The sequence below is a fragment of the Pseudomonas sp. SMSB3 genome (assembly GCF_052041965.1).
Classification (GTDB): domain Bacteria; phylum Pseudomonadota; class Gammaproteobacteria; order Pseudomonadales; family Pseudomonadaceae; genus Aquipseudomonas.
The window spans coordinates 199315-222417 of the sequence record NZ_JBKGGV010000003.1 but is presented as its reverse complement, the minus strand read 5'-3'; the positions used below and the strand labels follow the sequence as shown (position 1 = coordinate 222417).

Genomic DNA, 23103 nt, shown 5'->3' with positions numbered 1-23103 from the left:
CCCGCATTAGATAACGGAATTATTGCAGCTGTGTGACAGAGGGTTGGCCGTTCTTGCGACATTAAATGACGGGGCCAGGCATTTTGCGCCTGGCCCACGGCATGTTCAGCGCAGTGCGTAATCCAGCACCACACCCACGAACACCAGCATACCCGCCCAGTGGTTGTGCAAAAACGCCTTGAAACAGGCCTCGCGGTCCAGGCTGCGCGTCGACCAGTATTCCCAGGCAAAGCACGCCGCCGCACCCAGCAAGCCCAGGTGGAACCAGCCACCCAATGCGAAGTGGGATCCGGCCAGCAGCAGGCAGGCCAACGAGGACAATTGCAAGCCGAGGATGATGTTGCGATCGGCCTCGCCGAACAGAATGGCAGTGGATTTGACCCCGATCTTCAGGTCGTCATCGCGATCGACCATGGCGTAGTAGGTGTCATAGCCCACCGTCCACAGCAGGTTGGCGATGTACAGCAGCCAGGCACTGGCCGGTAATTCGCCCCCGGCAGCGGTGAAGGCCATGGGGATGCCCCACGAATAGGCGGCACCGAGTACCACCTGGGGGTAATAGGTGTAGCGCTTCATGAATGGGTAGCAGAACGCCAGCGCCACTGCGCCAAACGACAGCCACACCGTGCGGCTATTGGTGCACAGCACCAGCAGGAAGCTCACGCCGACCAGAATGGCGAATAGCACCAGCGCCTCGCGCGATTTGACTCGGCCGCTGGCCAGTGGTCGATCGGCCGTGCGCTTGACGTGGCCATCGACCTTGCGGTCGGCGAAGTCGTTGATGCAGCAGCCGGCTGCGCGCATCAACACCACCCCCAGGCCGAAGATCAGCACGTTGGCCAGGGTCGGCGAGCCGTGCCCGGCAATCCATACCGCTGACAAGGTCGGCCACAGCAGCAGGTAGATACCGATCGGCCGATCCATGCGGCTGAGCTGAATGAAGTCCCAGGCGCGCGGGTGCAGGCGGTTCAGCGATTTGAGCAAGTGCAGGTACATCAGGGTTCCTCCGTGGCTGCGTGCCACAGCGCAGGCAGGAAAACCTCTGCCACCAGCAGTGCCAGGCCGTCGCGCTCGAAGCGCGAGCGCCGACCCCACAGCCCCGCTTGCGCGGCCTCGGCCGGCAGCCAGTGCGATGGATAATGGCTCACTTCGATCGGCCGGCGAACGAACGCCTGATCGCAGAACAGCAGCTCACCCAGCGAACGACTGCCCAAGGTTTCCAGATCGAGGCCGCCGCGTTCGAGAGCGCTGCGGCTGGCGACGCTGCGGGCGAACACCCAAGGTTCACCGTGACCGCGCAGGAACACCTCACGGACCCAGCCTTCAGCGCCGGGGGCGATGTTCAGGGCCAGGCACTCGTCATCGCGCAGGGCTTGCCAGCCCTCGTACAACGGGGTGACGGCAAAGTGATCCTGGGACAATTGAATGAGGCGGCGGGTCAGCGAACCGTCGTCGAACAGCCAGTCCAAGGTCGGCTGGTCGACTGCGCTGGCCAGCTGTGAATACGTCAGCCACGCGACAGCGGCTGCTTGCGGGGATTCGTACGACACGTCGATATGCTTGATGACAGCCAGAGAGGCGGCGAGCTTAGCATGATTGCCCTGAGCGCTTGCATCCTGCCGGCAGGGCCGTTACAAAGCCTGCACGAATTGCGCACTGGCCATGTGGCGGCGCCCCAGCCTGCCAAGCGCCAGCAGCAGCAACACTTAGCCTGAGCCTGGACCAAGGAAAACGATCCGATGAAAAAGTGGCAGTGTATTGTCTGTGGCCTGATCTATGACGAAGCCGAAGGCTGGCCGGACGACGGCATCGCGCCGGGAACCCGTTGGGAAGACGTCCCGGCGGATTGGCTGTGCCCAGATTGTGGCGTGGGCAAGAGCGACTTTGAAATGATCTCCATCGGCTGATCGAGGAACAAGCGCATGACCGCTCCAGTGGTAATCATCGGTACCGGCCTGGCCGGTTACAACCTGGCCCGTGAATTTCGCAAGCTCGATGGCGACACGCCGTTGTTGCTGATTACCGCTGACGACGGTCGTTCGTATTCCAAGCCCATGCTGTCCACCGGCTTTGCCAAGCAAAAAGATGCCGATGGCCTGTGCATGGCTGAAGCCGGCGCGATGGCCGAGCAGCTCAACGCCGAGATCCGTACCCACACGCGCATCAGCGGCATCGACCCAGGTCATCGGCGGCTTTGGGTCGGTGAGGAAGCGATCGAGTACCGCGACCTGATTCTGGCGTGGGGGGCGCAGACCGTTCAGGTGCCCATCGAGGGCGACGCTGCAAACAAGGTGTTCCCGGTCAACGATCTGGAAGATTACGCGCGTTTGCGCGCTGCGGCTGCGGACAAGCAGCGCGTCCTGATCCTCGGCGCCGGTCTGATTGGCTGTGAATTCGCCAACGACATGCGCCAGGGCGGCTTCGACATCGACATGGTCGCACCGTGCGAGCAGGTCATGCCTACGCTGCTGCATCCGGCTGCGGCGGCAGCAGTAAGAGCCGGATTGGAAGAACTCGGTGTACGCTTGCACCTGGGCCCGGTGCTGAACCGCTTGGTGCGCGCTGACGAGGGCTTGCAGGCGCATCTGTCCGATGGTCAGGTGATCGCCTGTGACGTGGTGGTGTCGGCCATCGGCCTGCGTCCGCGCACTGACCTGGCCGCCGCTGCAGGCTTGCAGATCAATCGCGGCGTGGTCGTCGACCGTCAGTTGCGCACCTCGCACAGCCACATCTTCGCCCTTGGCGACTGCGCCGAGGTCGACGGCATCAACCTGCTCTATGTCATGCCGCTGATGGCCTGTGTGCGGGCGCTGGCGCAGACCTTGGTCGGCAACCCCACCGAGGTCAGCTACGGCCCCATGCCGATCACCGTGAAGACCCCGGCTTGCCCATTGGTGGTCTCGCCGCCACCTCCCGGCACAGAAGGGACCTGGCAAGTCAGCGGGCAGGGCCGCGACCTCAAGGTGCTCTGTCATGACGCCGATGGCCAACTGCTGGGCTATGTACTGACCGGCAGCGCGGTGATGGAGAAACTGGCGCTCAACCGCCAGCTCCCGGCGTTGATGGCGTAAATCGCGGGCGTTCTGTCGGATTTATCCTGTTGTTGCCAGCACAATGGCCGTCCCGATACTGGCGCGGCCCTGGCGAGCGTGCCATTCTCAGTTCCGTCTGCCGCAGGTTAGAGCCTGCGGTGCCTTGAACGCTGCTCCAATGGCAGCACGGCATAACAACAAGAATTCCGTCAAAGAGGCTTCACTATGCGTAAACCAGAACTCGCCGCTGTCATTGCCGAAAAGACCGATCTGACCAAGGACAAGGCCAATCAGGTGCTCAACGCTATCCTCGACAGTATTACCAGCGCCCTGGACAAGGACACCGTGACCTTGGTCGGTTTCGGCACGTTCGAGAAGCGCCATCGGGGTGCGCGCACGGGCAAGAATCCGCAAACCGGCGAGCCGGTGAAGATCAAGGCCAGCAACACCGTGGCCTTCAAGCCTGGCAAAAACCTGCGCGACAGCGTCAATGTGGCGGCCAAGCCAGCGAAAGCCACGAAGAAAAAATGAGATTGGCACTGTCACTCGAACGGGCGCCCACGGGCGCCCGTTGTACGTTTCAGCGGCGAAGTGTTACGAACTTGGCTAAATAATTCAGGAAAAGGCTAAACTGCGCGTCTCAGTCATTTTGTATTCGAGGCGTGTTGATGAAGTTTCGCTTTCTCCTTTGGGCCATGGGCCTGCTGATGGCCCGAGCCAGCCGCACCAACCCGGCGTTCCAGCAGCAGCTCAAGGACAAGGATCTGGTGTTCCAGATGCAGACGCTCGACGGCAAGATCGCTCGGCACTTCATCGTCAACGGCGAGCGGATCAGCAGCAAAGCCGGCACCTATCCGCAGCCTGCCTTCGCCATCGCTTTCAAGGATGCGGCTTACGGCTACACCACGCTGCAGGCGAGCAACAAACAGCTGGCCTTCATGCAGGGTATCCAAGACAAGCACATCCAGATCAAAGGCAATCCGGCGCTGGTCATGTGGTTCCAGGGACTGATGAAATACCTGAAACCCAAGAAGAAACGCTGACCAAAACCGGTGGGCGCAACACGTTGCGCCCACCGCGCATGCCGGTCGTCAGTGTGGAGCGTTGAACTGCGACGCCAGTTCGCGCAGCAGCGACTCGGCCTCAAGCACCTTGTTCACCACATCATTGGCCTTGTCGCGGCTGATGCCCAGGCGTTTGAGCAGCTCGTCCGGAATTGCCTCCTGCGGCCCCGAGCCGATGCCGCGCGAGCGCAGCAGGCGGGTGGCCAGGCACACCAGGTTGGGATATGCCGAGTTTTCGCCGTCGTATGCCGGATCATGCTGGAAACGCAGGGCGGTCGACAGCTCTTCGGGCATGTCCCACAGTTTCATCAGCCAAGCCCCGATTTGCTCACGGCTGATGCCCAGCAGGTGCTGCTCGACGAAGGTGTGCGGCAGGTGCGGGTTGACCTCCAGATGGCGGCAGATCAGCGAGAAGTGCGGTGGGAACACATGCGCCAATAGCAGGTAGCCGAAATTGTGCAGCAGCCCAGCGAGGTAAGTCAGGCCGGCCTCGGGGCGCTCGGCGCGTGGCATGGCACGGGTCAGGCCTTCGATGATGGCGGCCGTATAGATCGACTGCTGCCAATACGGCGTGGCCTGCTGGGGCTGATCCTTGGGCAGGCTCAAGGTCTTGCCCAGCGCCAGGCCCAGGGCCAGATTGATCACCAGGTCGAAACCCAGTACGCGCACGATGGCATCTTCGACAGAGCGGATCTTGCCGGGTGACGCGTAGTAGGGCGAAGCAGCCCAGCTGACGACTTGGGCGGCCAGGGCCGGGTCGGTTTCCACCACGCCGGTGATGTCGTCGATGCTGGCATTGGGGTCGACCCGCAGCTTGATGATTTTTTGTGCAGTGTCGGCCAGCGGAGGAATCTCGATGGTTTCCTCCAGGCGCTTCTGGATGCGCCGTGCGGTGAACGCCTGCACCGCCAGAGTGATTTCCTTGGGGTCGTCATCCGGGCGGTCGAGATTGGGACGGATATCGCGAACGGGCTGGCCGAAGCTGCCGGCGCTGGCCTTGATCAGCATGCGCTTGAAATCGTCGCGGTGAACCTTGAGCAGCAAGCCGGTTTCACCGGACTGGATCAGCAGGTGCTCGGCCTCGAGCAACTTGCCTTCATACAGGCAGGGCGAACTGGTCAGCGCCGGGATCGCCGGCAATGCCTTGAGCTGGTGTTTGTCGAGCATCTGCTTGAGGCGCGGCAGCGGGACGGCCTTGAGCTTGCGCCCGGTGAGCTCTTCCAGGCGGCTGAGGTCCAGCAGCTTGCTTTGCGGGAACAACACCAGCAAAGCGCCAATCTCGTCGTCGAGGAGGATCGCCTGCACCTGTGATGCGCTCGACAGCGCTGGGTGCTCTGCCACCTCTTCGTAGGGCACGTGGAGTTTTTCGAGCAGTAGCCGGATGACAGACGGTGCGTGTGGGGTTGCAGTGTCCAGGGCAACTTCAGTCATGGTCTGTATCCACTAATCTTTTAAAAGCGAAGTATAACCAGCCTGTCATCAAAGCTGGATCCATTATGGCCAGGCTCATACCTGGCCATATTGCTGGCCGTGACGCAGCCAGCGGTCGAGCAAGGGGCTGACGTGGTCCGGCCAGCGCGCCAGCAGCGCCTGGGCGGCATCGCGCACGGCCGGCAGCAGGTCAGCGTCACGCATCAGGTCGGCCACCTTGAACTGCAGCAGGCCGGTCTGGCGGGTGCCGAGCATCTCGCCCGGGCCGCGCAGCTCCAGGTCTTTTTCGGCGATGACGAAACCGTCATTGGTTTCGCGCATGATGCCCAGGCGTTCCCGTCCGATTTGCGAAAGCGGCGGGTGGTAGAGCAGCACGCAGTGGCTCACCGCGCTCCCTCGGCCGACCCGGCCGCGCAGCTGGTGAAGCTGGGCCAGGCCCAGGCGCTCGGGGTTCTCGATGATCATCAAGCTGGCATTGGGCACGTCGACACCCACTTCGATCACTGTGGTCGCGACCAGCAGTTGCAGACTGCCCTGCTTGAACTCAGCCATGACCTCGGCTTTTTCCGCAGGCTTCATGCGCCCGTGGATCAGGCCCACGCGCAGCTCGCCGAGCGCACTGCCAAGCTCTTCGAAGGTGCTTTCGGCAGCCTGGCAGGTGAGTTCTTCGGATTCTTCGATCAGGGTGCACACCCAATAGGCCTGGCGGCCTTCTGCGCAGGCGGCGCGCACACGTTCGACCACTTCGAAACGGCGGCTGTCGACCACCAGAACGGTGTTGACCGGCGTCCGCCCGGGCGGCAGTTCGTCGAGCACCGACGTGTCCAGGTCGGCATAGGCGCTCATGGCCAGGGTGCGCGGGATGGGTGTGGCGGTCATGATCAGCTGGTGCGGGCACAGCTCTCCGGCCACGCCTTTCTTGCGCAGGGCCAGGCGCTGCTGTACGCCAAAGCGGTGTTGTTCGTCGATGATGGCCAGGGCCAGGCGCTGGAACTTCACTTCTTCCTGGAACAAGGCATGGGTCCCGACCACCATTGGCGCACCGCCGGCGATCTGCTCGAGGGCGCTGGCGCGGGCCTTGCCCTTGAGCTTGCCGGCGAGCCAGGCGACCTCGATGCCCAGCGGCTCGAGCCAGCGCTTGAAGGTGATGTAGTGCTGTTCGGCGAGGATCTCGGTAGGTGCCATCAGGGCGACCTGATAGCCGGCCTCCAGTGCCTGTAACGCCGCCAGGGCGGCGACCACCGTCTTGCCGGCGCCGACGTCGCCTTGCACCAGGCGCAGCATCGGTTCGTGCTGGCTCAAGTCATAGGCAATTTCGCCGGCGACGCGCTGTTGCGCGCCGGTCGGCTGGAAGCCCAGGTTGGCCAGGTATTGGGCCGGCAGACGCTTGGCTTTGGGCAGTACCGGGGCGCGCAGGCTGCGCAGGCTCTCGCGCAGGCGTTGCTGAGACAGCTGATGGGTCAGCAGTTCCTCGAAGGCCAGGCGGTGCTGCGCCCAGTGCTGGCCCTCGGCAAGTTCGTCGAGGTCGGCATCGGCGGGCGGGTTGTGCAGATAACGAATGGCGTCGTCCAGCGGCGCCAGCTGATAGTCGCGGGCCAGCTCATCCGGTAGCCAATCGGGCAGGCTACGGGGGCCAAGCATGCTCAGGCTCTGCTGGCAAAGCTGACGCAAGCGCTGTTGGGTCAGGCCTTCGGTGGAAGGATAGATCGGCGTCAGGGTCTGTTCGACCGGCGGCGGCGGCTCGTCGCCGTTGAGCGCGCGGTACTCCGGATGGTAGATCTCCAGGCCCGAGGCGCCGGGACGCGCCTCGCCGTAGCAACGCAGGTGCGTGCCGCGCTTGAGGCCTTCTTTTTGTGCGTTGCTGAAATGGTAGAAGCGCAGGCTCAATACGCCAGTGCCGTCGCCCAGGCGCACGACGAGGCTACGGCGCTTGCCCATGGTCACGTCGGCACCACTGACCACCCCTTCGATCACGGCATCCTGACCCGGCCGCAATTGGCCGATGGGCACCACGCGGGTGCGGTCCTGATAGCGCAAGGGCAGATGGAACAGCACATCTTGCAGGTTTTCCAGGCCGACCTTGGCGAGCTTTTCCGCCATGGCATCGCCTACGCCCTTGAGCGCCGTGACCGAAACCTTCGACAGCTCAGTCATGGATCAGGCCGACGGGTCCGCGGGCGCCTTGGCAACCGAGCACAGGCGAATCGAGTCGGCGAGGATCTCGATGGCTTTCGGCCGCGGGAAGCTGGCGCGCCAGGCGATGGCGACGGTGCGGAACGGCGCCGGAGCCGTCAGCGGACGGACTTCGATCACGCCCGGCGCATAATGATGGCTGTGCACGGCCGACAGCGGCAGGATGGACACGCCCAAACCCGAGGCGACCATGTGGCGGATGGTTTCCAGCGAGCTGGACTCGACCGTGGTGTGCTTGGCGCCTTCGCCGCCCTTGATCAGGGTGGGGCAAGCCTCGAGCACCTGATCGCGGAAACAGTGACCTTCGCCTAGCAGCAGCAGGCTCTTGTCATTGAGCAGCGCGGTGTCGATGGTCTTCTTCGCCGTCCAGGGGTGGTCGGCAGGCATGAGCGCACAGAAGGGTTCGTCGTACAGAGGCAGGGTCAGGACATCGGCTTCATTGAACGGCAGGGCGATGATCACCGCGTCCAGTTCGCCATTACGCAGTTTTTCGCGCAGCACGTGGGTGAAGTTTTCTTCGATATACAGCGGCATCTGCGGCGCTACGCGGTGCAGCTGCGGAATCAGGTGGGGGAACAGGTACGGGCCGACAGTGTAGATGGCACCGACCTTGAGCGGGGCGGTCAACTGGTTCTTGCCCGCCTGGGCCAGCTCGCGAATCCCCTGAGCCTGCTCGAGCACCTTCTGCGCCTGGGCCACGATGCTCTCGCCAACCGGGGTCAGACGCACCGCGCTCTTGCTGCGTTCGAAGATCAATACACCCAGCTCGTCCTCAAGCTTTTTCACGCCGACCGAGAGCGTCGGTTGGCTGACGTGGCAGCGCTCGGCAGCGTGGCCGAAGTGCTGCTCTTGGGCGAGCGTGACGATGTAGCGTAGTTCAGTGAGGGTCATAACGTGCGTCCATGAAGTTGCGGGCCCAGCATAGCGGCTGCAATCGATAGACGCACGTTATCAGACTTGCCGATTTGTGACAGAAACAAAAGTATCAGCGACGGTCCAGCGAGTAGACGAACGGCGCCACCACCTCGATCGTGCCATTGGTCAGCAATTCCGCAGGCGGCTTGGGCACCTTGCCGGCGCGGCGGATCATTTCCATCGTCGCCCGGTCCAGGGCTGCGCTGCCCGAGCCGCCGGCCATGGAGTAGGAGACGATCTTGCCGTCGGCATCGACCACGAAACGCAGGCGGTTGATGCCCTGCAGGCCGCGACGGCGTGCGTCCTCCGGATAGCGCTTGAACTTGCCCAGGTGACGCAGCAGGTCGCTTTGCCAGGTTGGCAGCGCCTTGCTGTTGGCCGCGATGCTCGGTGCCGGGGCCGCTGACTTCTGCGGTGGCGCCTCGCTTGGCGGGGTATCGGCGACTTCCTGCTTGGCCGGTGGCTCGTCCTTTGGCGGCTCAGGCTTTTTCTCAGGCTTGGGCGGCTGAGGTTTGGGCTTGGGCTTGGGTTTGGCGACGGCGATCTTCGGTTTCGGGGCCTCGACCAGCTTCGGCATCGGCGGCTCCTCGACCTGTGCAGGCGGCTGCGGGGCGGCTTTGGGCGGTGGTGGCGGCGCAGGCTCGGGCAGCGGTGCCAACTCGACCATCATGGCTGCCGGCGGCAGTTCGATGGCTTGGGGCACCGACCAGTTGAGGGTCAGCAGCACGGCGACCACGTGCACGCCCAGCACGATCGCCAGGCTGCCAACGTAGCGCGCCACGTTTGAGCGCGGTTTGGTCATTTCTTGGCTGCCGTCTCGAGCCCGACCAGACCGACTTTCAGGTAGCCGGCCGCGCGCATGGTGTTCATCACCTCCATCAGGTCACCGTAGTCCACGCCTTTGTCAGCCTGGAAGAAGATGGTGGTTTCCTTGTCGCCCTTGGTCTTGGCATCGAGCATCGGGCCAAGTTGCGCCGGGGTGGCCACCTGATCGTCACCGACGTACAGTTTCTGGTCAGCCTTGACGCTGACGAACACCGGTTTCTCCGGCCGTGGCGCCGGTTTGGCGCTGGAGGCGGGCAGGTCGACCTTGATATCGACCGTGGCCAGCGGTGCGGCGACCATGAAGATGATCAGCAGCACCAGCATCACGTCGATGAATGGCGTCACGTTGATTTCGTGGTTCTCGGCGAGGTCGTCGCCACCTTCGTTCAGATGCAGGCCCATGGTTTACCCCACTTTCACCATGTGCGGGGCGGCGCGCTCGCCACCTTGGTGGTCCAGGTCACGGCTGACCAGCAGCAGTACCTGGGCAGAAGCGTCGGACACCTGAGCCTTGTAGCCGGCGATCGAACGCGCGAAGACGTTGTAGATCACCACCGCCGGAATCGCCGCCACCAGACCCAGAGCGGTCGCCAGCAGGGCTTCGGCGATACCGGGGGCGACCACGGCCAGGTTGGTGGTCTGGGTTTTGGCGATGCCGATGAAGCTGTTCATGATGCCCCAGACGGTACCGAACAGACCCACGAACGGGGCGGTGGAACCAATGGTCGCCAGCACACCGGTGCCGCTGCTCATGGTCCGGCCGCTGGCGGCGACCAGGCGCTCGAGGCGGAAGCTCACGCGCTCCTTGATGCCTTCTTTCTCGCGAGCGTTGGCCGACAGGCGCATCTCTTCGAGGGCGTCATGCACCAGCGTGTGGGCCAGGGTGCCTTCCTTATTGGAAACCTCGCTGGCGTCCTTGAGGCTGACCGACTTCTTCAATGCCGCGATCTCGCCCCGCAGGCGGCGCTTGGCGCCCAGCAGCTCGAAGCCCTTGGCGATCCAGATGGTCCAGGTGATGATCGAGGCAATGGCCAGGCCGATCATCACGGCCTTGACCACGACGTCGGCATTTTTGTACATGCCCCAGGGCGACAGGTCATGGGCCATGCCCAGGGAAGTATCTTCAACCAGTTCCTGGGCCGCCGGATCGGCCACGGGGGCAGCGGCGGGCTGGCCTTCGGCGGCGCTCGGGGCCTGGCCTTCGGCGGCAACCGGGGTGGCTGGCGCAGCGGCAGCGGCTGGCGTTGCAGCAGTGGCGTTCGGCTCATCGGCCAGGGCCACCGGGGCCAGCACCAGGCTGAAAACCAGCGCGGCGATGGCGCGCCAGGCGCGCGACGGGGTTGGCGAAGCGGAAGGTTGAGTACGTGTCATGCTAGCCGGACCTGATGAAGAAAAAGTGAGCGTTCTCCAAGGCCTCGAGATAGGCCGAGAACAGATAGGGCCGCCATTATTGCAAGTAATTCTTGTTAACAAAAGTAATCTCGTTGCTTTTTTCGCCCAGGGCCTAGCCGCCCATCGTGTAATCCGGCTAGCCTGACCCTTTGGTCTAGGGAGTTTTATGATGTCGGACCTTTCCGCAATGATTGTGGGATGCGGTGATGTTGGCGGGCGTCTGGCCCGACAACTGTTGGCCAAGGGCTGGCACGTCAGCGGTCTGCGCCGCACGGTCAGTGCACTGCCTGAAGGGGTCGAAGCCATCGCAGCCGATCTTTCGAATCCGGTCATTCCCCAAGCCTGGCCGCTGCGATCGCCTGACTACCTGGTGTACTGCGTTGCCGCCAGTCAGCACGACGAGGCAGGCTATCAATCAGCCTATGTCGACGGCTTGCGGCATGTGCTGGGCTGGTTAGCCGATCGGGGCCAGCGACCACGGCGCTTGCTGTTCGTCTCCAGCAGCAGTGTGTTTGCGCAAAAAGATGGGCAGTGGGTCGACGAGACCAGCGCCACCGAGCCTGAGGGGTATTCCGGGAAGATCATGCTGCAGGCCGAAAGCCTTGCCCATGCCAGCGGGCTGCCCGCGTGCGTCGTGCGCCTGACCGGCATCTATGGCCCGGGGCGCGAGTGGCTGCTGAGCCAGGTGCGCCAAGGGTATCGGGTGGCGGTCGATCCGCCGCTGTATGGCAATCGCATCCACGCCGAGGACGCGGCTGGCCTGATGGCTCACCTGTTGCAAGCTGACGTGGACGGGGTAGCGCTGCAGGACTGCTACATCGGTGTCGATGACGCGCCCGCGCCGCTGGCCGAGGTCGTGGCGTGGCTACGCCAGTACCTGGGCGTTACTCACTGGTCGGATGAGCAACGCGTGCGGCGCACCGGTAGCAAGCGTTGCAGCAATGCCCGGGCACGGGCGTTGGGCTGGGTGCCCGCCTATCCGAGCTACCAGGAAGGCTACGCCGCCATACTCGCAGGCAAGCGCTGAACCCACGGGGAGCGCCTTCAGCTGCGCTCCAGTACCCACTGCCGGGGGCCGGGGCTCAGCTGAGGAATCTCGTCGGCGTTGGCGGTATTGACCGCCTGGTAGATCGTCAGCGTGTTGCCGTCGCGCTTGAAGATGAACGGCGCCCCACGCTGGTTGCGTTCGAGCCACAAGCTGTCGTTGTTGCCGCCCATGCTGGCGCAGTCGCCGGCCAGGCACAGGGCGAATCGGTCCGGGCCTGGCAGGCCGGTGACATTACCCGTATCGCCAAAGCGCACGGTCGCGCCCTGGCCCTGACCTTCGATGATTTTCCAATCTCCGCCCAGGTAGGCCTGATACAGCGCTTTTTCGAACGTTGCGCCCAGCGGCGCATTGCCCGCCTGCGCGGCGCGAACGAAGGTTCGCTCGCTGCCGTTCGCGGCCGTGGCCTTGAGTTCGTCGCCATCGAGCTCCAGTTGCTCGGTCTGGCCACCTTCGAAGCTCGCCTGCCAGTGCTTCTGGTCAGCGCTCAAACGGCCATCGGCCGCTTCGAAACCATTGCTGAAGCTGGCCTGCTGGCGAGTGACGTCAAGCTTCCACTCCAGCACTGGGCCATGGGTATCGAGGGCTTGGCGCAGGCTGCCATTGTTACTGGCAGCGTCGATGGCGGCCTGGTTGATCCAGGTGCCGTTGAAGTCTTCAGGCTTGTGGCTGGCGCAACCGCTCAGAAGCAGGGCTGCCAGCGCGAGGGGCAGTGCTTGACGCATGACGGGATAACCTTGCAAAGGAGGGTGACGGGCGATCAGCCCGTCACCGTGGCATCAGTCGATGACCAGGATGGCGTCCATTTCGACCTGGGCGCCTTTGGGCAGTGCGGCAACACCAATGGCGGCACGCGCAGGGTACGGCTGCTCGAAGTAGCGGCCCATGACCTCGTTGACCTTGGCGAAGTGGCTCAGGTCGGTGAGGAAAATGTTCAGCTTGACGATATCCTTGAACGAACCGCCCGCCGCTTCGGCCACCGCCTTGAGGTTCTCGAACACCTGTACGGTCTGCGCTTCGAAGCCTTCGACCAGCTCCATGGTCTTGGGGTCCAGTGGGATCTGGCCCGACATGTACACGGTATTGCCGGCCTTGATCGCCTGAGAGTAGGTGCCGATAGCGGCAGGGGCCTTGTCGCTGTTGATTACCGTCTTGCTCATGATGACTCCTTGCGGTTGGCGGACTACGTACGCATGCGGGTGATGCGGACCACGCCGGTCAAGGTACGCAGCTTCTTGATCACACGCGCCAGGTGCACACGGTCGTGCACGCTGACCACCAGTTGGACCACGCTGATACGGCCGTCGCGTTCGTCCATGCTGATTTTCTCGATGTTGCCGTCGGCGGCATTCACGCTGCTGGCCAGCAGCGCGATGAGCCCGCGCTGGTGTTCGAGCTCGACACGCAACTCGACATTGAACTCGCCAGGGATGTCCTTGGCCCAGGAAAGCTGAACGCATTTTTCCGGGTTGTGACGAATTTCACTGATATTGCGGCAGTTTTCCAGGTGCACGACCATGCCTTTGCCAGCCGACAAATGGCCGACGATCGGGTCGCCGGGGATCGGCGTGCAGCACTTCGCGTAGCTCAGCACCAGGCCCTCGGTGCCGCGGATCGCCAGCGGGCCTTCCGGTGCCGGCAGCGGTTCGCCCTCGGCCGACAGCAGGCGGCGGGCGACCACGTAGGCCATGCGGTTGCCCAGGCCGATATCCTCGAGCAGGTCTTCGGTCAGTTCCAGGCGGTACTCGCTGAGAATCGCCTGGATTCGCTCCTGCGGAATGCGCTCCAGGCTGCTGTCGAAACCTGTCAGCACCTTGTTCAGCAGGCGCTCGCCGAGGCTGATCGATTCAGAACGGCGCTGCTGCTTGAGGGCGTGGCGTATGTGCGTGCGGGCCTTGCCGGTGACCACGAAGTTGAGCCAGGCCGGATTCGGCCGGGCGCCTGGAGCGCTGACGATTTCGACGGTCGAGCCACTTTGCAGCGGCTCGGACAGCGGCGCCAGGCGCCGGTTGATGCGGCAGGCGATGCAGCTGTTGCCGACATCGGTATGCACGGCGTAGGCGAAATCGACCGCGGTGGAGCCTTTGGGCAGCTCCATGATGCGGCCCTTGGGCGTGAACACATAGACCTCGTCCGGGAACAGGTCGATCTTCACGCTCTCGATGAATTCCAGCGAATTGCCGGCGCGCTGCTGCAGCTCGAGGATGCCCTTGACCCACTGCCGTGCACGGGCATGGCTGTTGGGTTGATCGTGCTCGTTGGACTTGTACAGCCAATGTGCGGCAATGCCGTTGTTGGCCATCTCTTCCATTTCGCGGGTACGTATCTGGATTTCGATGGGCACGCCGTGCATGCCGAACAAGGTGGTGTGCAACGACTGGTAGCCGTTGGCTTTGGGAATCGCGATGTAGTCCTTGAAGCGGCCGGGCAGTGGCTTGTACAGGTTGTGCACGGCGCCGAGCACGCGGTAGCAGGTGTCGACCTTGTCGACGATGATGCGGAACGCATACACATCCATGATTTCGGTGAAGGCGCGGCGTTTGCCGCGCATCTTCTTGTAGATGCCATAGAGGTGTTTCTGTCGCCCGCTGACTTCACCTTCGATGCCGTCGGCGGCCAGGCAGTTGGCCAGCGAGTGTTCGATCTTGGCGACGATTTCCTTGCGGTTGCCACGCGCACTCTTCACCGCGCGATGAATCAGCGAGGAGCGCATCGGGTGCATGGCCTTGAAGCCCAGGTCCTCGAATTCGACGCGCACGGTATGCATGCCCAGGCGATTGGCGATGGGCGCGTAGATTTCCAGGGTTTCCTTGGCGATGCGCCGGCGTTTCTCGCCAGACAGCACTTCAAGGGTGCGCATGTTGTGCAGGCGGTCGGCGAGCTTGACCAGGATCACGCGAATGTCGCGCGCCATGGCCATGGCCATCTTCTGGAAGTTCTCGGCCTGCGCCTCGGCCTTGGTCTCGAAGTTCATCTGGGTCAGCTTGCTGACCCCATCGACCAGCTCGGCGACGGTTTCGCCAAACTGCTGGCACAGCGCCTCTTTGGCGATGCCGGTGTCTTCGATGACGTCGTGCAACATGGCGGCCATCAGGCTCTGATGGTCCATGTGCATGTCGGCGAGGATGCTGGCCACGGCCAGCGGATGCGTCACGTAGGGCTCGCCGCTGCGGCGGCGTTGCCCGTCGTGAGCTTGTTCGGCGTAGAAGTAGGCGCGCCGAACCAGGTTGACCTGTTCGGGGCCAAGGTAGGTCGACAGCCGTTCGGCCAGGGCTTCTATACCCGGCATGGTTTCACCTCTTGCCGGGGAAGAGGGCCTTGTGCCGCGCGACGTCGACCGGGCATGGATCAGACAGCCTCGTTGGACTCGTCCTCGAATGCGGCGAAGACCGGATCCTCGGTGACGATCTCTTCAGCAGCGATGAACTCGGGGGTCACGATACCTTCGGCGATCTCGCGCAGGGCGACAACGGTCGGTTTGTCGTTTTCCCACGCAACGCGTGGCTCTTTGCCGCCGGTAGCCAGCTGACGGGCGCGCTTGGTCGAGAGCATGACCAGCTCAAAACGGTTATCCACGTGTTCCAGGCAGTCTTCAACAGTTACGCGGGCCATGGTCTTCCTCAGTAGCAAATGCGGTGGGCGTGCAGCCCAATACGGGCAGGCGGACTCGATAGTTTAAAAAATCACCAGCCAATAGGGAAGCGCTGTTTTGTCCGGCCATCTGGCGTGTCCGCCAAAGGCGCGGGGCAGACGCCCTCGACGTATGCCCTGACAATAACCTCAGACCAGCGCGTCCCGCAATCGCGGCGTCAGCTCTTCGAACAGGGTCTGCACCGAGCGCAAGGCCCGGCAGTCGGGGCGGGTCAGCAACCATAGCTGGGTATCGCAACCAGGCAACGGCCCGCTCAACGCGTCTACCCCTGGCAAGGCGTGCACCATGTAGTCCGGTAGCGCCGCCACGCCCAGCCCGGTGCTGACCAGCTGGGCAATGGTCGACATGCTGCTGCACTGGTAGCGCGGGCCCAGACCTGGGTAATGCTGGTTGCGCCAGACCACGGTGGGGTGGTCTTGCATCGAGTCGTCCGGCGCGATCCAGGGCACGCTGCTGGCCGATTGGCCCAGGCGCTCGCGCCACTGCGGCTGGCCGCAGATCACATAGGAGGTGGAGCCCAGGCAGCGCCCGACCAGATGTTCCGGTGGGGTGTTGGTCAGGCGCAGGGCGATGTCGGCATCGCGCCGGCTGAGGTTGGCGAAGGTATTGGATGTACCCATTTCCAGCGACAGCGCCGGGTAATTGGGCATGAACGCGGCCAGCGCCGGCAGCAGCAGGCTGTGCATCACAGCTTCGGTACAGGTCAGCCGCACCGTGCCACTGACCACCTGCTCGCCACTGCTCATGGCGATGCGCGCTGCCTCCAGCGCCTGCTCGGCACGCTCTGCCTGCTCGGCCAGGGCCTGGGCTGTGTCGGTCGGCAGGTAGCCTTTGCGGCTTTTCACGAACAGCGCAGTGCCCAGCGCCGATTCCAGCCGCCGTATCGAGCGAAATACGGTCGAGACATCGACCTTGAGCAGCTCGGCGGCCTTGGCCAGCGAGCGCCCACGTTCCAGTGCCAGGACCAGAGAAAGGTCGGCGTGAGTGATCTGATATTGCATTGGTGCACGCTCTGCTTGCCGAATTGCCAATGTCTGTTGCGTGAGGGCCATTTTATAGTGAAACGGCCCCCGGGAATCAATGCGCCCGGTCGGAGCAATCCCCACGATGGGAACGTTAAAAAAACAACAGCTGCAAACCATCGTCGCCGTGAGGCGCCAGCCGTACCCTCCACATCGCCGCAGCAAATCATAGGATGTAAGCCATGACGTCGGTCACCCCGTGCGCCAGTACTTCCAGCGAGATGAACGACTTTCTTCAGGCCCATCCGGATACTCAGTACGTCGATCTGCTGATTTCCGACATGAACGGCGTGGTACGTGGCAAGCGCATCGAACGCGCCAGCCTGCACAAGGTGTACGAGAAGGGCATCAACCTGCCGGCATCGCTGTTCGCCCTGGACATCAACGGCTCGACGGTCGAGAGTACCGGCCTGGGACTGGATATCGGGGACGCCGACCGCATCTGCTACCCGATTGCCGGAACCCTGTGCGACGAGCCGTGGCAGAAGCGCCCGACGGCCCAGTTGCTGATGACCATGCATGAGCTCGACGGCGCGCCGTTCTTCGCCGACCCGCGCGAAGTGCTGCGCCAGGTGGTGAGCAAGTTCGACGCCATGGGCCTGAGCATCTGCGCCGCGTTCGAGCTGGAGTTCTACCTGATCGATCAGGACAACCTCAACGGCCGCCCGCAACCGCCACGCTCGCCGATTTCCGGCAAGCGCCCGCAATCGACGCAGGTGTACTTGATCGACGACCTCGACGAGTACGCCGACTGCCTGCAAGACATGCTCGAAGCGGCCAAGGAGCAGGGCTTGCCCGCCGACGCCATCGTCAAGGAAAGCGCCCCGGCGCAGTTCGAGGTCAACCTGCACCACGTGGCCGATCCGCTGAAGGCGTGCGATTACGCGATTCTGCTCAAGCGCCTGATCAAGAACGTCGCCTACGATCACGAGATGGACACCACGTTCATGGCCAAGCCCTACCCGGGCCAGGCGGGTAACGGCCTGCACGTGCATATCTCGCTGCTCGACAAGCAGACCGGCAAGAACATCTTCGCCAGCGATGACCCCTTGCAGAGCGACGCCCTGCGCCATGCCATCGGCGGCGTCTTGCAGACCATGCCGGCTTCGATGGCCTTCCTGTGCCCGAACATCAATTCCTACCGCCGCTTCGGTGCCCAGTTCTACGTGCCGAATGCGCCAAGCTGGGGTCTGGACAACCGCACCGTCGCCGTACGCGTACCGACCGACAGCAGCGATAACGTACGCATCGAGCACCGGGTAGCGGGCGCCGACGCCAACCCCTACCTGATGCTGGCGGCGGTCCTCGCCGGGATCCACCATGGCCTCACCCGCCAGATCGAGCCGGCAGCCCCGATCGAAGGCAACGCCTACGAGCAGCTGGAGCAGAGCCTGCCCAACAACTTGCGTGATGCCCTGCGCGCACTGGACGACAGCGAAATCCTCAATCAGTACATCAGCCCGGACTACATCGATATCTTCGTGGCCTGCAAGGAAAGCGAGCTGGCCGAGTTCGAAGTGTCGATTTCCGACCTCGAGTACAACTGGTACCTGCACACGGTGTAAGCCCATGAGCGCAACTGCGGTCCCTTTGATCGGTGTCAGCGCCTGCCGTCAGCAGGTGGGCAAGAACGCGTCGCACACAGTAGGCGACAAGTATGTCGAGGCAGCCGCATTCGCCGGGCTGCCCCTGATCCTGCCTGCGCGCGATGGCGGCAGCGACCCGCAGGCGCTGCTGGCCCGCCTCGACGGTATTGTTTTCACCGGCTCGCCTTCAAATGTCGAGCCGCAGCATTACAATGGCGCTCCTAGCGCCCCGGGCACTCGGCACGACCTGGCGCGTGACCGTCTGACCTTGCCGTTGTTGCAGGCAGCCGTCGCTGCTGGCGTGCCGGTGCTGTGCATCTGCCGGGGCTTTCAGGAACTCAACGTGGCCCTGGGTGGCAGCTTGCACCAGCGGGTGCAGGCGCTGCCGGGCTACCTCGATCACCGTGAGCCGGAAGACGCTGCACTTGAAGAGCAATACGGCCCTCGTCACCCTGTCAGCGTTGCGCCTGGCGGCGTGTTCGAGCGCCTGGGGCTGCCTGCACAATTCGACGTCAACTCGCTGCACAGCCAGGGCATCGATCGCCTGGCCAGCGGCCTGCGGGTGGAGGCACGAGCCCCGGATGGCCTGATCGAGGCGGTGTCGATGCCTGCTGCGCCGGGCTTCGTGCTCGGGGTGCAGTGGCACCCGGAATGGCGATTCACCGAAAACCCGGTCTCGCGGCGCCTGTTCCAGGCGTTTCGCGAGGCCTGCATCGCCCATGCTGCGCGGGAGGCCTGACCACACGTCGGGCAAGAGTCCGGGATGACGCCCCTGCCAGCGCGCTTTCAATGAGTGGAAACAGGTCTTGGGAACAGCGCCTGTGAAAACAATTCCAATAGTTACGGCAAAAACTCATGAGCAATTACACAGAAGCTGGCCGCCCACCCGATGCGGCCGATTCGGGCAGCACGCACAATAGCAAGGGCTTGGCCAAAGGGCGGCTCGGGTTGCTGGCAAGCGTAGTGCTGGGCATCTCCACCATTGCCCCGGTCTACACCCTGACCGGCGCCCTTGGGCCGACCGTACGCGAGGTCGGTGCGCACCTGCCGGCGGTATTCATCGTTGGCTTTCTGCCGATGTTGCTGGTGGCCCTCGGGTACCGCGAGCTCAACTCCGCCGAGCCCGACAGCGGCACGTCATTCACCTGGTCTGCGCGGGCTTTTGGCCCGATGATTGGCTGGATTGGTGGCTGGGGGCTGGTCGTTGCCACCACCATCGTGCTGTCCAACCTTGCCGGCGTGGCGGTGGATTTCTTCTATCTGTTCCTCAGCCAGATCACCGGGCACGGCGAACTGGCGAGCCTGGCCGATAACTTGCTGGTCAACATCATCACCTGTTGTGTGTTCATTGCCATGGCAGTGTGGATCTGCTGCCGTGGCATGGCCACGACCATGACCGTGCAGTACGGTCTGGTGGCCCTGCAGTTGGTGGTACTGCTCGGTTTTGCCTTCGCCGCCTTTGGTGGCAGCACCGCGCCGCCGCCGCTGGAATTCGACTTCACCTGGTTCAATCCGTTTGGCGTCGAGTCATTTTCGGCATTCGCTGCCGGGCTTTCCCTGTCGATTTTCATTTTCTGGGGTTGGGACGTGTGCCTGACGGTCAGCGAAGAGTCGGTCGGCAGTGACGAGGTGCCCGGCAAGGCCGCGACCTGGACCGTGTTGCTGATCCTTGGCCTGTACCTGGTCACCGCGATCGCCACGCTGCAGTTTGCCGGCATCAGCGAGCAGGGCTTTGGCTTGAACAACCCGCGCATCCAGGAAAACGTATTCGCTCACCTGGCCGGGCCGGTGATGGGACCGCTGGCGATCCTGATGTCGATCGCGGTGCTGGCCAGCACCGCAGCCTCGCTGCAGTCGACCTTCGTGTCGCCGGCGCGCACCTTGCTGGCCATGGGGTACTACGGCGCGGTACCGCCGAAATTCGCCAAAGTCTGCCCACGCTCGCAGACCCCCCGCTATGCGACCATTTGCGCCGGCGTGGCAGCAGGGTTGTTCTATGTGACCATGCGCACCCTGAGCGAGAACGTGCTAGCCGATACCATCACTGCACTGGGCATGATGATCTGCTTCTACTACTCGCTCACTGCCTTCGCCTGCGTGTGGTATTTCCGCGACAGCCTGTTCACCAGCCTGCGGCATTTCTTCATGCGCGGGCTTTGCCCGTTGGTGGGCGGGGTAATTCTTTCGGTGATTTTCGTGCGCACGGCCATCGACAGCGCCTCGCCGGACTTCGGCAGCGGCTCGCATGTGGCCGGCTTGGGCTTGGTGTTCGTGATCGCGGCGATCATTTCGGCGCTGGGGATCGTGCTGATGGTGCTGTCGCGCATGCGCGCGCCGGCTTACTTCCTGGGGGCTACCTTGCGCCAGCAGGCTGCTTTGCCCCTGCAGGAATGACACTGGGGGCGCTTTGCGCCCCTTTCGCGACCGCTCCTGGAGGCATTTGCGTCAGCTGGGCTGATGCAATCTTGTGTAGGAGCGGTCTTTCAGGCGAGCAGCTCTTCGAGCAACTGACTGTGGCGTTGCTGTTGTTTTTTCAGCAGCAGCCGGTTGGCCACGAACACCGACTTCAACTCTTCCAGCGCTAGGGCAAAGTCATCGTTGATGATCACGTAGTCGTACTCGTCGTAGTGCACCATCTCGGTGACCGCTTCGCGCATGCGCCCGGCGATGATTTCCTCGCTGTCCTGGCCGCGACCATCCAGGCGTGCGCGCAGGGCCTGCTGGCTCGGCGGCAGAATGAACACCGACAGCGCCTCGGGCATCAACGCGCGCACCTGCTGGGCGCCTTGCCAGTCGATTTCCAGGATCAGGTCATTGCCTTGATCGAGCACGTGCTGCAGGGCGCTGCGCGAGGTGCCGTAGAAGTTGCCGAACACTTCGGCATGCTCAAGGAAATCACCCTGGGCGATCAGCTCCTCGAAGGCATCATGGCTGACGAAGTGGTAGTTCACCCCATGCTGCTCGCCCGGGCGCATGGCGCGGGTCGTGTGCGAGACCGAGACGCTGACCCGCGGGTCGGCCTCGATCAGGGCGGTGACCAGGCTGGTCTTGCCGGCGCCCGAGGGGGCCGAAACGATGTAGAGGGTGCCGCTGGTTTGCTTCATGGTCGGGATGGCCTTACTCGATATTCTGTACTTGTTCACGCATCTGCTCGATCAGCACCTTCAAGTTGACCGCCGCTTGCGTGCTGCGCGGGTCGAAGGCCTTGGAGCCGAGTGTGTTGGCTTCGCGGTTGAGTTCCTGCATGAGGAAGTCCAGGCGCCGACCGGCTGCGCCGCCGGACTTGAGCACACGGCGCACTTCGGTAACGTGGGTGCTGAGGCGATCGAGCTCCTCGGCAACGTCGCTTTTCTGCGCCAGCAATACCATTTCCTGCTCAAGACGCTGCGGGTCGAGCTCGGCCTTGAGGTCGCCGAAGCGGTCGATGATCTTCTGCCGTTGGGCGGCTAGCATCTGCGGCACCAGCGCGCGCAGGGTGCTGACTTCATTGGCCATGCTGTCCAGGCGCTCGTTGATCAGCCGGGCCAGCTCCTGGCCTTCGCGCAGACGCCCCGCCTTGAGTTCGGCCAGCGCGTCTTCGAACAGCGCCACCGCTTCGGCATTGAGCGCCTGCGGGTCGGCGGCATCGGCCACCAGCACGCCTGGCCAGGACAGCACCTCGAGCGGATTGAGCGCGGCCGGCTGCTTGATCAGGCCGGCGACTTCTTCGGCCGCGGCGACCAGTTGCGCGGCGCGCTCGCGGTCGACCTTGAGCGGCTTGCCGTCGCTGTCTTCGTGCAGGCGCAGGGTGCATTCGACCTTGCCGCGCGACAGGCCCTGGCGCAGGCCTTCACGCACGGCGCCTTCGAGGTCCCGCAGGGCGTCCGGCAGGCGCAGGTGCGGCTCGAGGTAGCGATGGTTGACCGAGCGCAGTTCCCAGACCAGGGTGCCTTGGCTGCCTGCACGTTCGACACGCGCAAAAGCGGTCATGCTGTGCACCATGGAAAGTACCTCGCGTAAATGGATTGAAGGCGCGCGATTGTAGCGCAGTGCGTGCTCGGCGCCCAATCAGCCTATGTTATAGAGCCGCTCCTGGCAGAGGGAGAAAAGCCGACCGGTTGCCCACACCGCGACGATAGGCATGTCGCTCCAGGGCACCGGCCTCTATAATGGCCGGCAGATTCAAGTCCCAGTACAGGTATCCCAGATGAAACGTCCAAGTGGTCGCGCCGCCGATCAGCTCCGCTCGATCCGCATCACCCGCAACTACACCAAGCACGCCGAAGGGTCGGTACTGGTCGAGTTCGGTGACACCAAGGTCATCTGCACGGTCAGTGTCGAAAATGGCGTGCCGCGCTTCCTCAAAGGCCAGGGCCAAGGCTGGCTGACCGCCGAGTACGGCATGCTGCCGCGCGCGACCGGCGAGCGTAACCAGCGAGAGGCCAGCCGTGGCAAGCAAGGTGGCCGCACCCTGGAAATCCAGCGCCTGATCGGCCGTTCCCTGCGTGCTGCGTTGGATATGAGCAAGCTTGGCGACATCACCCTGTACATCGACTGCGATGTGATCCAGGCCGACGGCGGCACCCGTACCGCGTCGATCACCGGTGCCATGGTCGCGCTGTGCGACGCCCTGGCAGTGATCAAGAAGCGCGGCGGCCTGAAGGCTGGTAACCCGCTCAAGCACATGATCGCGGCGGTGTCGGTGGGCATGTATCAGGGCGAAGCAGTGCTCGACCTGGATTACCTGGAAGACTCGGCTGCCGAAACCGACCTGAACGTGGTCATGACCAGTGCCGGTGGTTTCATCGAAGTGCAGGGCACGGCCGAAGGCGCGCCGTTCCAGCCTGAGGACTTCAACGCCATGCTGGCGCTGGCGCAGAAGGGCATGACTGAAATCTTCGAGCTGCAGAATGCCGCGCTGGTCGACTGAGCGATAGCAACCGGGGCCGCCAAGCGGCCCCGGTGCT

Annotated in this window: 24 protein-coding genes; 9 read left to right on the top strand and 15 right to left on the bottom strand. The window is 63.5% G+C overall.

The features are described 5' to 3' along the window. Positions 1–105 precede the first annotated feature (105 nt). Both ubiA and ACLEJW_RS06965 read right to left on the bottom strand, forming a co-directional pair. A complete protein-coding gene (gene ubiA, locus ACLEJW_RS06970) occupies positions 106–996 on the bottom strand; it encodes a 4-hydroxybenzoate octaprenyltransferase (RefSeq protein WP_313295113.1) in 891 nt (296 codons plus the stop codon). Then, entirely contained in the window at positions 996–1550 is a 555-nt protein-coding gene (locus ACLEJW_RS06965) for a chorismate--pyruvate lyase family protein (RefSeq protein WP_313295114.1), read from the bottom strand. Before ACLEJW_RS06965 ends, ubiA begins: the two co-directional genes overlap by 1 nt. 189 nt (positions 1551–1739) lie before the next feature. Between ACLEJW_RS06965 and ACLEJW_RS06960 the strand changes: the two genes are divergently transcribed. The 4 genes from ACLEJW_RS06960 (at position 1740) to ACLEJW_RS06945 (ending at position 4075) form a co-directional block, all read left to right on the top strand. After that, complete coding sequence (locus ACLEJW_RS06960; RefSeq protein WP_110743431.1) at positions 1740–1907, top strand: rubredoxin; 168 nt, start codon at positions 1740–1742, stop codon at positions 1905–1907. A gap of 15 nt (positions 1908–1922) precedes the next feature. Beyond that, positions 1923–3071 (top strand): NAD(P)/FAD-dependent oxidoreductase, encoded by a 1149-nt coding sequence (locus ACLEJW_RS06955; protein WP_440777280.1) that lies wholly within the window; start codon positions 1923–1925, stop codon positions 3069–3071. A 186-nt stretch (positions 3072–3257) separates the two neighbouring features. Beyond that, entirely contained in the window at positions 3258–3563 is a 306-nt protein-coding gene (locus tag ACLEJW_RS06950) for an HU family DNA-binding protein (RefSeq protein ID WP_145184386.1), read from the top strand. A 137-nt stretch (positions 3564–3700) separates the two neighbouring features. Continuing rightward, positions 3701–4075, top strand: a complete 375-nt coding sequence (locus ACLEJW_RS06945; protein WP_313454871.1) for a helicase — start codon at positions 3701–3703, stop codon at positions 4073–4075. 48 nt (positions 4076–4123) lie between these two features. Here the strand turns inward: ACLEJW_RS06945 and ACLEJW_RS06940 are convergent, their stop codons facing one another. From ACLEJW_RS06940 to exbB, 6 genes are all read right to left on the bottom strand, one after another. Continuing rightward, a complete protein-coding gene (locus ACLEJW_RS06940) occupies positions 4124–5527 on the bottom strand; it encodes an aminoacyl-tRNA deacylase and HDOD domain-containing protein (protein ID WP_313295117.1) in 1404 nt (467 codons plus the stop codon). A 75-nt stretch (positions 5528–5602) separates the two neighbouring features. After that, the gene (gene recG, locus ACLEJW_RS06935) at positions 5603–7681 is read right to left on the bottom strand and encodes an ATP-dependent DNA helicase RecG (protein ID WP_145184377.1); all 2079 of its coding nucleotides are present in this window, start codon (positions 7679–7681) and stop codon (positions 5603–5605) included. Between the two features lie 3 nt (positions 7682–7684). Continuing rightward, positions 7685–8611, bottom strand: coding sequence for a hydrogen peroxide-inducible genes activator (locus ACLEJW_RS06930; protein ID WP_145184374.1), 927 nt, complete (start codon positions 8609–8611; stop codon positions 7685–7687). Between the two features lie 94 nt (positions 8612–8705). Then, entirely contained in the window at positions 8706–9437 is a 732-nt protein-coding gene (locus tag ACLEJW_RS06925) for an energy transducer TonB (protein ID WP_440777279.1), read from the bottom strand. After that, a complete protein-coding gene (gene exbD / locus ACLEJW_RS06920) occupies positions 9434–9862 on the bottom strand; it encodes a TonB system transport protein ExbD (RefSeq protein WP_145184368.1) in 429 nt (142 codons plus the stop codon). Before exbD ends, ACLEJW_RS06925 begins: the two co-directional genes overlap by 4 nt. A 3-nt stretch (positions 9863–9865) precedes the next feature. Further along, complete coding sequence (exbB, locus tag ACLEJW_RS06915; protein WP_440777278.1) at positions 9866–10831, bottom strand: tonB-system energizer ExbB; 966 nt, start codon at positions 10829–10831, stop codon at positions 9866–9868. Between the two features lie 190 nt (positions 10832–11021). Between exbB and ACLEJW_RS06910 the strand changes: the two genes are divergently transcribed. After that, positions 11022–11879, top strand: a complete 858-nt coding sequence (locus ACLEJW_RS06910; RefSeq protein WP_440777277.1) for an SDR family oxidoreductase — start codon at positions 11022–11024, stop codon at positions 11877–11879. 17 nt (positions 11880–11896) lie between these two features. On the opposite strand, the gene ACLEJW_RS06905 is transcribed toward ACLEJW_RS06910, so the two are convergent. The 5 genes from ACLEJW_RS06905 to ACLEJW_RS06885 form a co-directional block, all read right to left on the bottom strand. Next, on the bottom strand, positions 11897–12622 hold the full coding sequence (locus ACLEJW_RS06905) for a hypothetical protein (protein WP_145184360.1): 726 nt from the start codon (positions 12620–12622) through the stop codon (positions 11897–11899). A gap of 54 nt (positions 12623–12676) precedes the next feature. After that, a complete protein-coding gene (locus tag ACLEJW_RS06900; protein ID WP_145184357.1) occupies positions 12677–13057 on the bottom strand; it encodes a RidA family protein in 381 nt (126 codons plus the stop codon). A 23-nt stretch (positions 13058–13080) separates the two neighbouring features. After that, positions 13081–15186, bottom strand: a complete 2106-nt coding sequence (spoT, locus tag ACLEJW_RS06895) for a bifunctional GTP diphosphokinase/guanosine-3',5'-bis pyrophosphate 3'-pyrophosphohydrolase (RefSeq protein WP_145184354.1) — start codon at positions 15184–15186, stop codon at positions 13081–13083. A 59-nt stretch (positions 15187–15245) separates the two neighbouring features. Further along, a complete protein-coding gene (rpoZ, locus tag ACLEJW_RS06890) occupies positions 15246–15509 on the bottom strand; it encodes a DNA-directed RNA polymerase subunit omega (RefSeq protein WP_016394025.1) in 264 nt (87 codons plus the stop codon). 168 nt (positions 15510–15677) lie between these two features. Beyond that, positions 15678–16550 carry a LysR family transcriptional regulator gene (locus ACLEJW_RS06885; protein ID WP_145184351.1) on the bottom strand — a complete coding sequence of 291 codons (873 nt, stop codon included), beginning with the start codon at positions 16548–16550 and terminating at the stop codon, positions 15678–15680. 203 nt (positions 16551–16753) lie between these two features. Between ACLEJW_RS06885 and ACLEJW_RS06880 the strand changes: the two genes are divergently transcribed. The 3 genes from ACLEJW_RS06880 to ACLEJW_RS06870 all read left to right on the top strand — a co-directional run bounded on the left by ACLEJW_RS06880 (position 16754) and on the right by ACLEJW_RS06870 (position 20551). Further along, positions 16754–18136 carry a glutamine synthetase family protein gene (locus tag ACLEJW_RS06880; RefSeq protein WP_440777276.1) on the top strand — a complete coding sequence of 461 codons (1383 nt, stop codon included), beginning with the start codon at positions 16754–16756 and terminating at the stop codon, positions 18134–18136. Between the two features lie 4 nt (positions 18137–18140). Then, positions 18141–18896, top strand: a complete 756-nt coding sequence (locus ACLEJW_RS06875) for a gamma-glutamyl-gamma-aminobutyrate hydrolase family protein (RefSeq protein ID WP_145184345.1) — start codon at positions 18141–18143, stop codon at positions 18894–18896. Positions 18897–19012: 116 nt separating this feature from the next. After that, positions 19013–20551 carry an APC family permease gene (locus tag ACLEJW_RS06870; protein WP_440777275.1) on the top strand — a complete coding sequence of 513 codons (1539 nt, stop codon included), beginning with the start codon at positions 19013–19015 and terminating at the stop codon, positions 20549–20551. An 89-nt stretch (positions 20552–20640) separates the two neighbouring features. On the opposite strand, the gene gmk is transcribed toward ACLEJW_RS06870, so the two are convergent. Both gmk and ACLEJW_RS06860 read right to left on the bottom strand, forming a co-directional pair. After that, positions 20641–21261: a guanylate kinase gene (gmk, locus tag ACLEJW_RS06865; RefSeq protein WP_440777274.1), complete on the bottom strand. Its 621-nt coding sequence runs from the start codon at positions 21259–21261 to the stop codon at positions 20641–20643. Between the two features lie 13 nt (positions 21262–21274). Next, positions 21275–22138, bottom strand: a complete 864-nt coding sequence (locus tag ACLEJW_RS06860) for a YicC/YloC family endoribonuclease (protein WP_313295122.1) — start codon at positions 22136–22138, stop codon at positions 21275–21277. A 205-nt stretch (positions 22139–22343) separates the two neighbouring features. On the opposite strand from ACLEJW_RS06860, the gene rph reads away from it, so the two are divergent. Beyond that, positions 22344–23066: a ribonuclease PH gene (rph, locus tag ACLEJW_RS06855; protein ID WP_145184333.1), complete on the top strand. Its 723-nt coding sequence runs from the start codon at positions 22344–22346 to the stop codon at positions 23064–23066. Positions 23067–23103 lie beyond the last annotated feature (37 nt).

What these genes read in the sequence shown, in the direction of transcription:
- ACLEJW_RS06860 (WP_313295122.1), bottom strand. Translation starts at nt 22,138, where the DNA reads ATGGTGCACAGCATGACCGCTTTTGCGCGTGTCGAACGTGCAGGCAGC.
- spoT (WP_145184354.1), bottom strand. Translation starts at nt 15,186, where the DNA reads ATGCCGGGTATAGAAGCCCTGGCCGAACGGCTGTCGACCTACCTTGGC.
- ACLEJW_RS06905 (WP_145184360.1), bottom strand. Translation starts at nt 12,622, where the DNA reads ATGCGTCAAGCACTGCCCCTCGCGCTGGCAGCCCTGCTTCTGAGCGGT.
- ACLEJW_RS06940 (WP_313295117.1), bottom strand. Translation starts at nt 5,527, where the DNA reads ATGACTGAAGTTGCCCTGGACACTGCAACCCCACACGCACCGTCTGTC.
- ACLEJW_RS06945 (WP_313454871.1), top strand. Translation starts at nt 3,701, where the DNA reads ATGAAGTTTCGCTTTCTCCTTTGGGCCATGGGCCTGCTGATGGCCCGA.
- gmk (WP_440777274.1), bottom strand. Translation starts at nt 21,261, where the DNA reads ATGAAGCAAACCAGCGGCACCCTCTACATCGTTTCGGCCCCCTCGGGC.
- ACLEJW_RS06880 (WP_440777276.1), top strand. Translation starts at nt 16,754, where the DNA reads ATGACGTCGGTCACCCCGTGCGCCAGTACTTCCAGCGAGATGAACGAC.
- exbB (WP_440777278.1), bottom strand. Translation starts at nt 10,831, where the DNA reads ATGACACGTACTCAACCTTCCGCTTCGCCAACCCCGTCGCGCGCCTGG.
- exbD (WP_145184368.1), bottom strand. Translation starts at nt 9,862, where the DNA reads ATGGGCCTGCATCTGAACGAAGGTGGCGACGACCTCGCCGAGAACCAC.
- ACLEJW_RS06875 (WP_145184345.1), top strand. Translation starts at nt 18,141, where the DNA reads ATGAGCGCAACTGCGGTCCCTTTGATCGGTGTCAGCGCCTGCCGTCAG.
- rpoZ (WP_016394025.1), bottom strand. Translation starts at nt 15,509, where the DNA reads ATGGCCCGCGTAACTGTTGAAGACTGCCTGGAACACGTGGATAACCGT.
- ACLEJW_RS06870 (WP_440777275.1), top strand. Translation starts at nt 19,013, where the DNA reads ATGAGCAATTACACAGAAGCTGGCCGCCCACCCGATGCGGCCGATTCG.
- ACLEJW_RS06910 (WP_440777277.1), top strand. Translation starts at nt 11,022, where the DNA reads ATGTCGGACCTTTCCGCAATGATTGTGGGATGCGGTGATGTTGGCGGG.
- recG (WP_145184377.1), bottom strand. Translation starts at nt 7,681, where the DNA reads ATGACTGAGCTGTCGAAGGTTTCGGTCACGGCGCTCAAGGGCGTAGGC.
- ubiA (WP_313295113.1), bottom strand. Translation starts at nt 996, where the DNA reads ATGTACCTGCACTTGCTCAAATCGCTGAACCGCCTGCACCCGCGCGCC.
- ACLEJW_RS06960 (WP_110743431.1), top strand. Translation starts at nt 1,740, where the DNA reads ATGAAAAAGTGGCAGTGTATTGTCTGTGGCCTGATCTATGACGAAGCC.
- ACLEJW_RS06885 (WP_145184351.1), bottom strand. Translation starts at nt 16,550, where the DNA reads ATGCAATATCAGATCACTCACGCCGACCTTTCTCTGGTCCTGGCACTG.
- rph (WP_145184333.1), top strand. Translation starts at nt 22,344, where the DNA reads ATGAAACGTCCAAGTGGTCGCGCCGCCGATCAGCTCCGCTCGATCCGC.
- ACLEJW_RS06950 (WP_145184386.1), top strand. Translation starts at nt 3,258, where the DNA reads ATGCGTAAACCAGAACTCGCCGCTGTCATTGCCGAAAAGACCGATCTG.
- ACLEJW_RS06930 (WP_145184374.1), bottom strand. Translation starts at nt 8,611, where the DNA reads ATGACCCTCACTGAACTACGCTACATCGTCACGCTCGCCCAAGAGCAG.
- ACLEJW_RS06955 (WP_440777280.1), top strand. Translation starts at nt 1,923, where the DNA reads ATGACCGCTCCAGTGGTAATCATCGGTACCGGCCTGGCCGGTTACAAC.
- ACLEJW_RS06925 (WP_440777279.1), bottom strand. Translation starts at nt 9,437, where the DNA reads ATGACCAAACCGCGCTCAAACGTGGCGCGCTACGTTGGCAGCCTGGCG.
- ACLEJW_RS06900 (WP_145184357.1), bottom strand. Translation starts at nt 13,057, where the DNA reads ATGAGCAAGACGGTAATCAACAGCGACAAGGCCCCTGCCGCTATCGGC.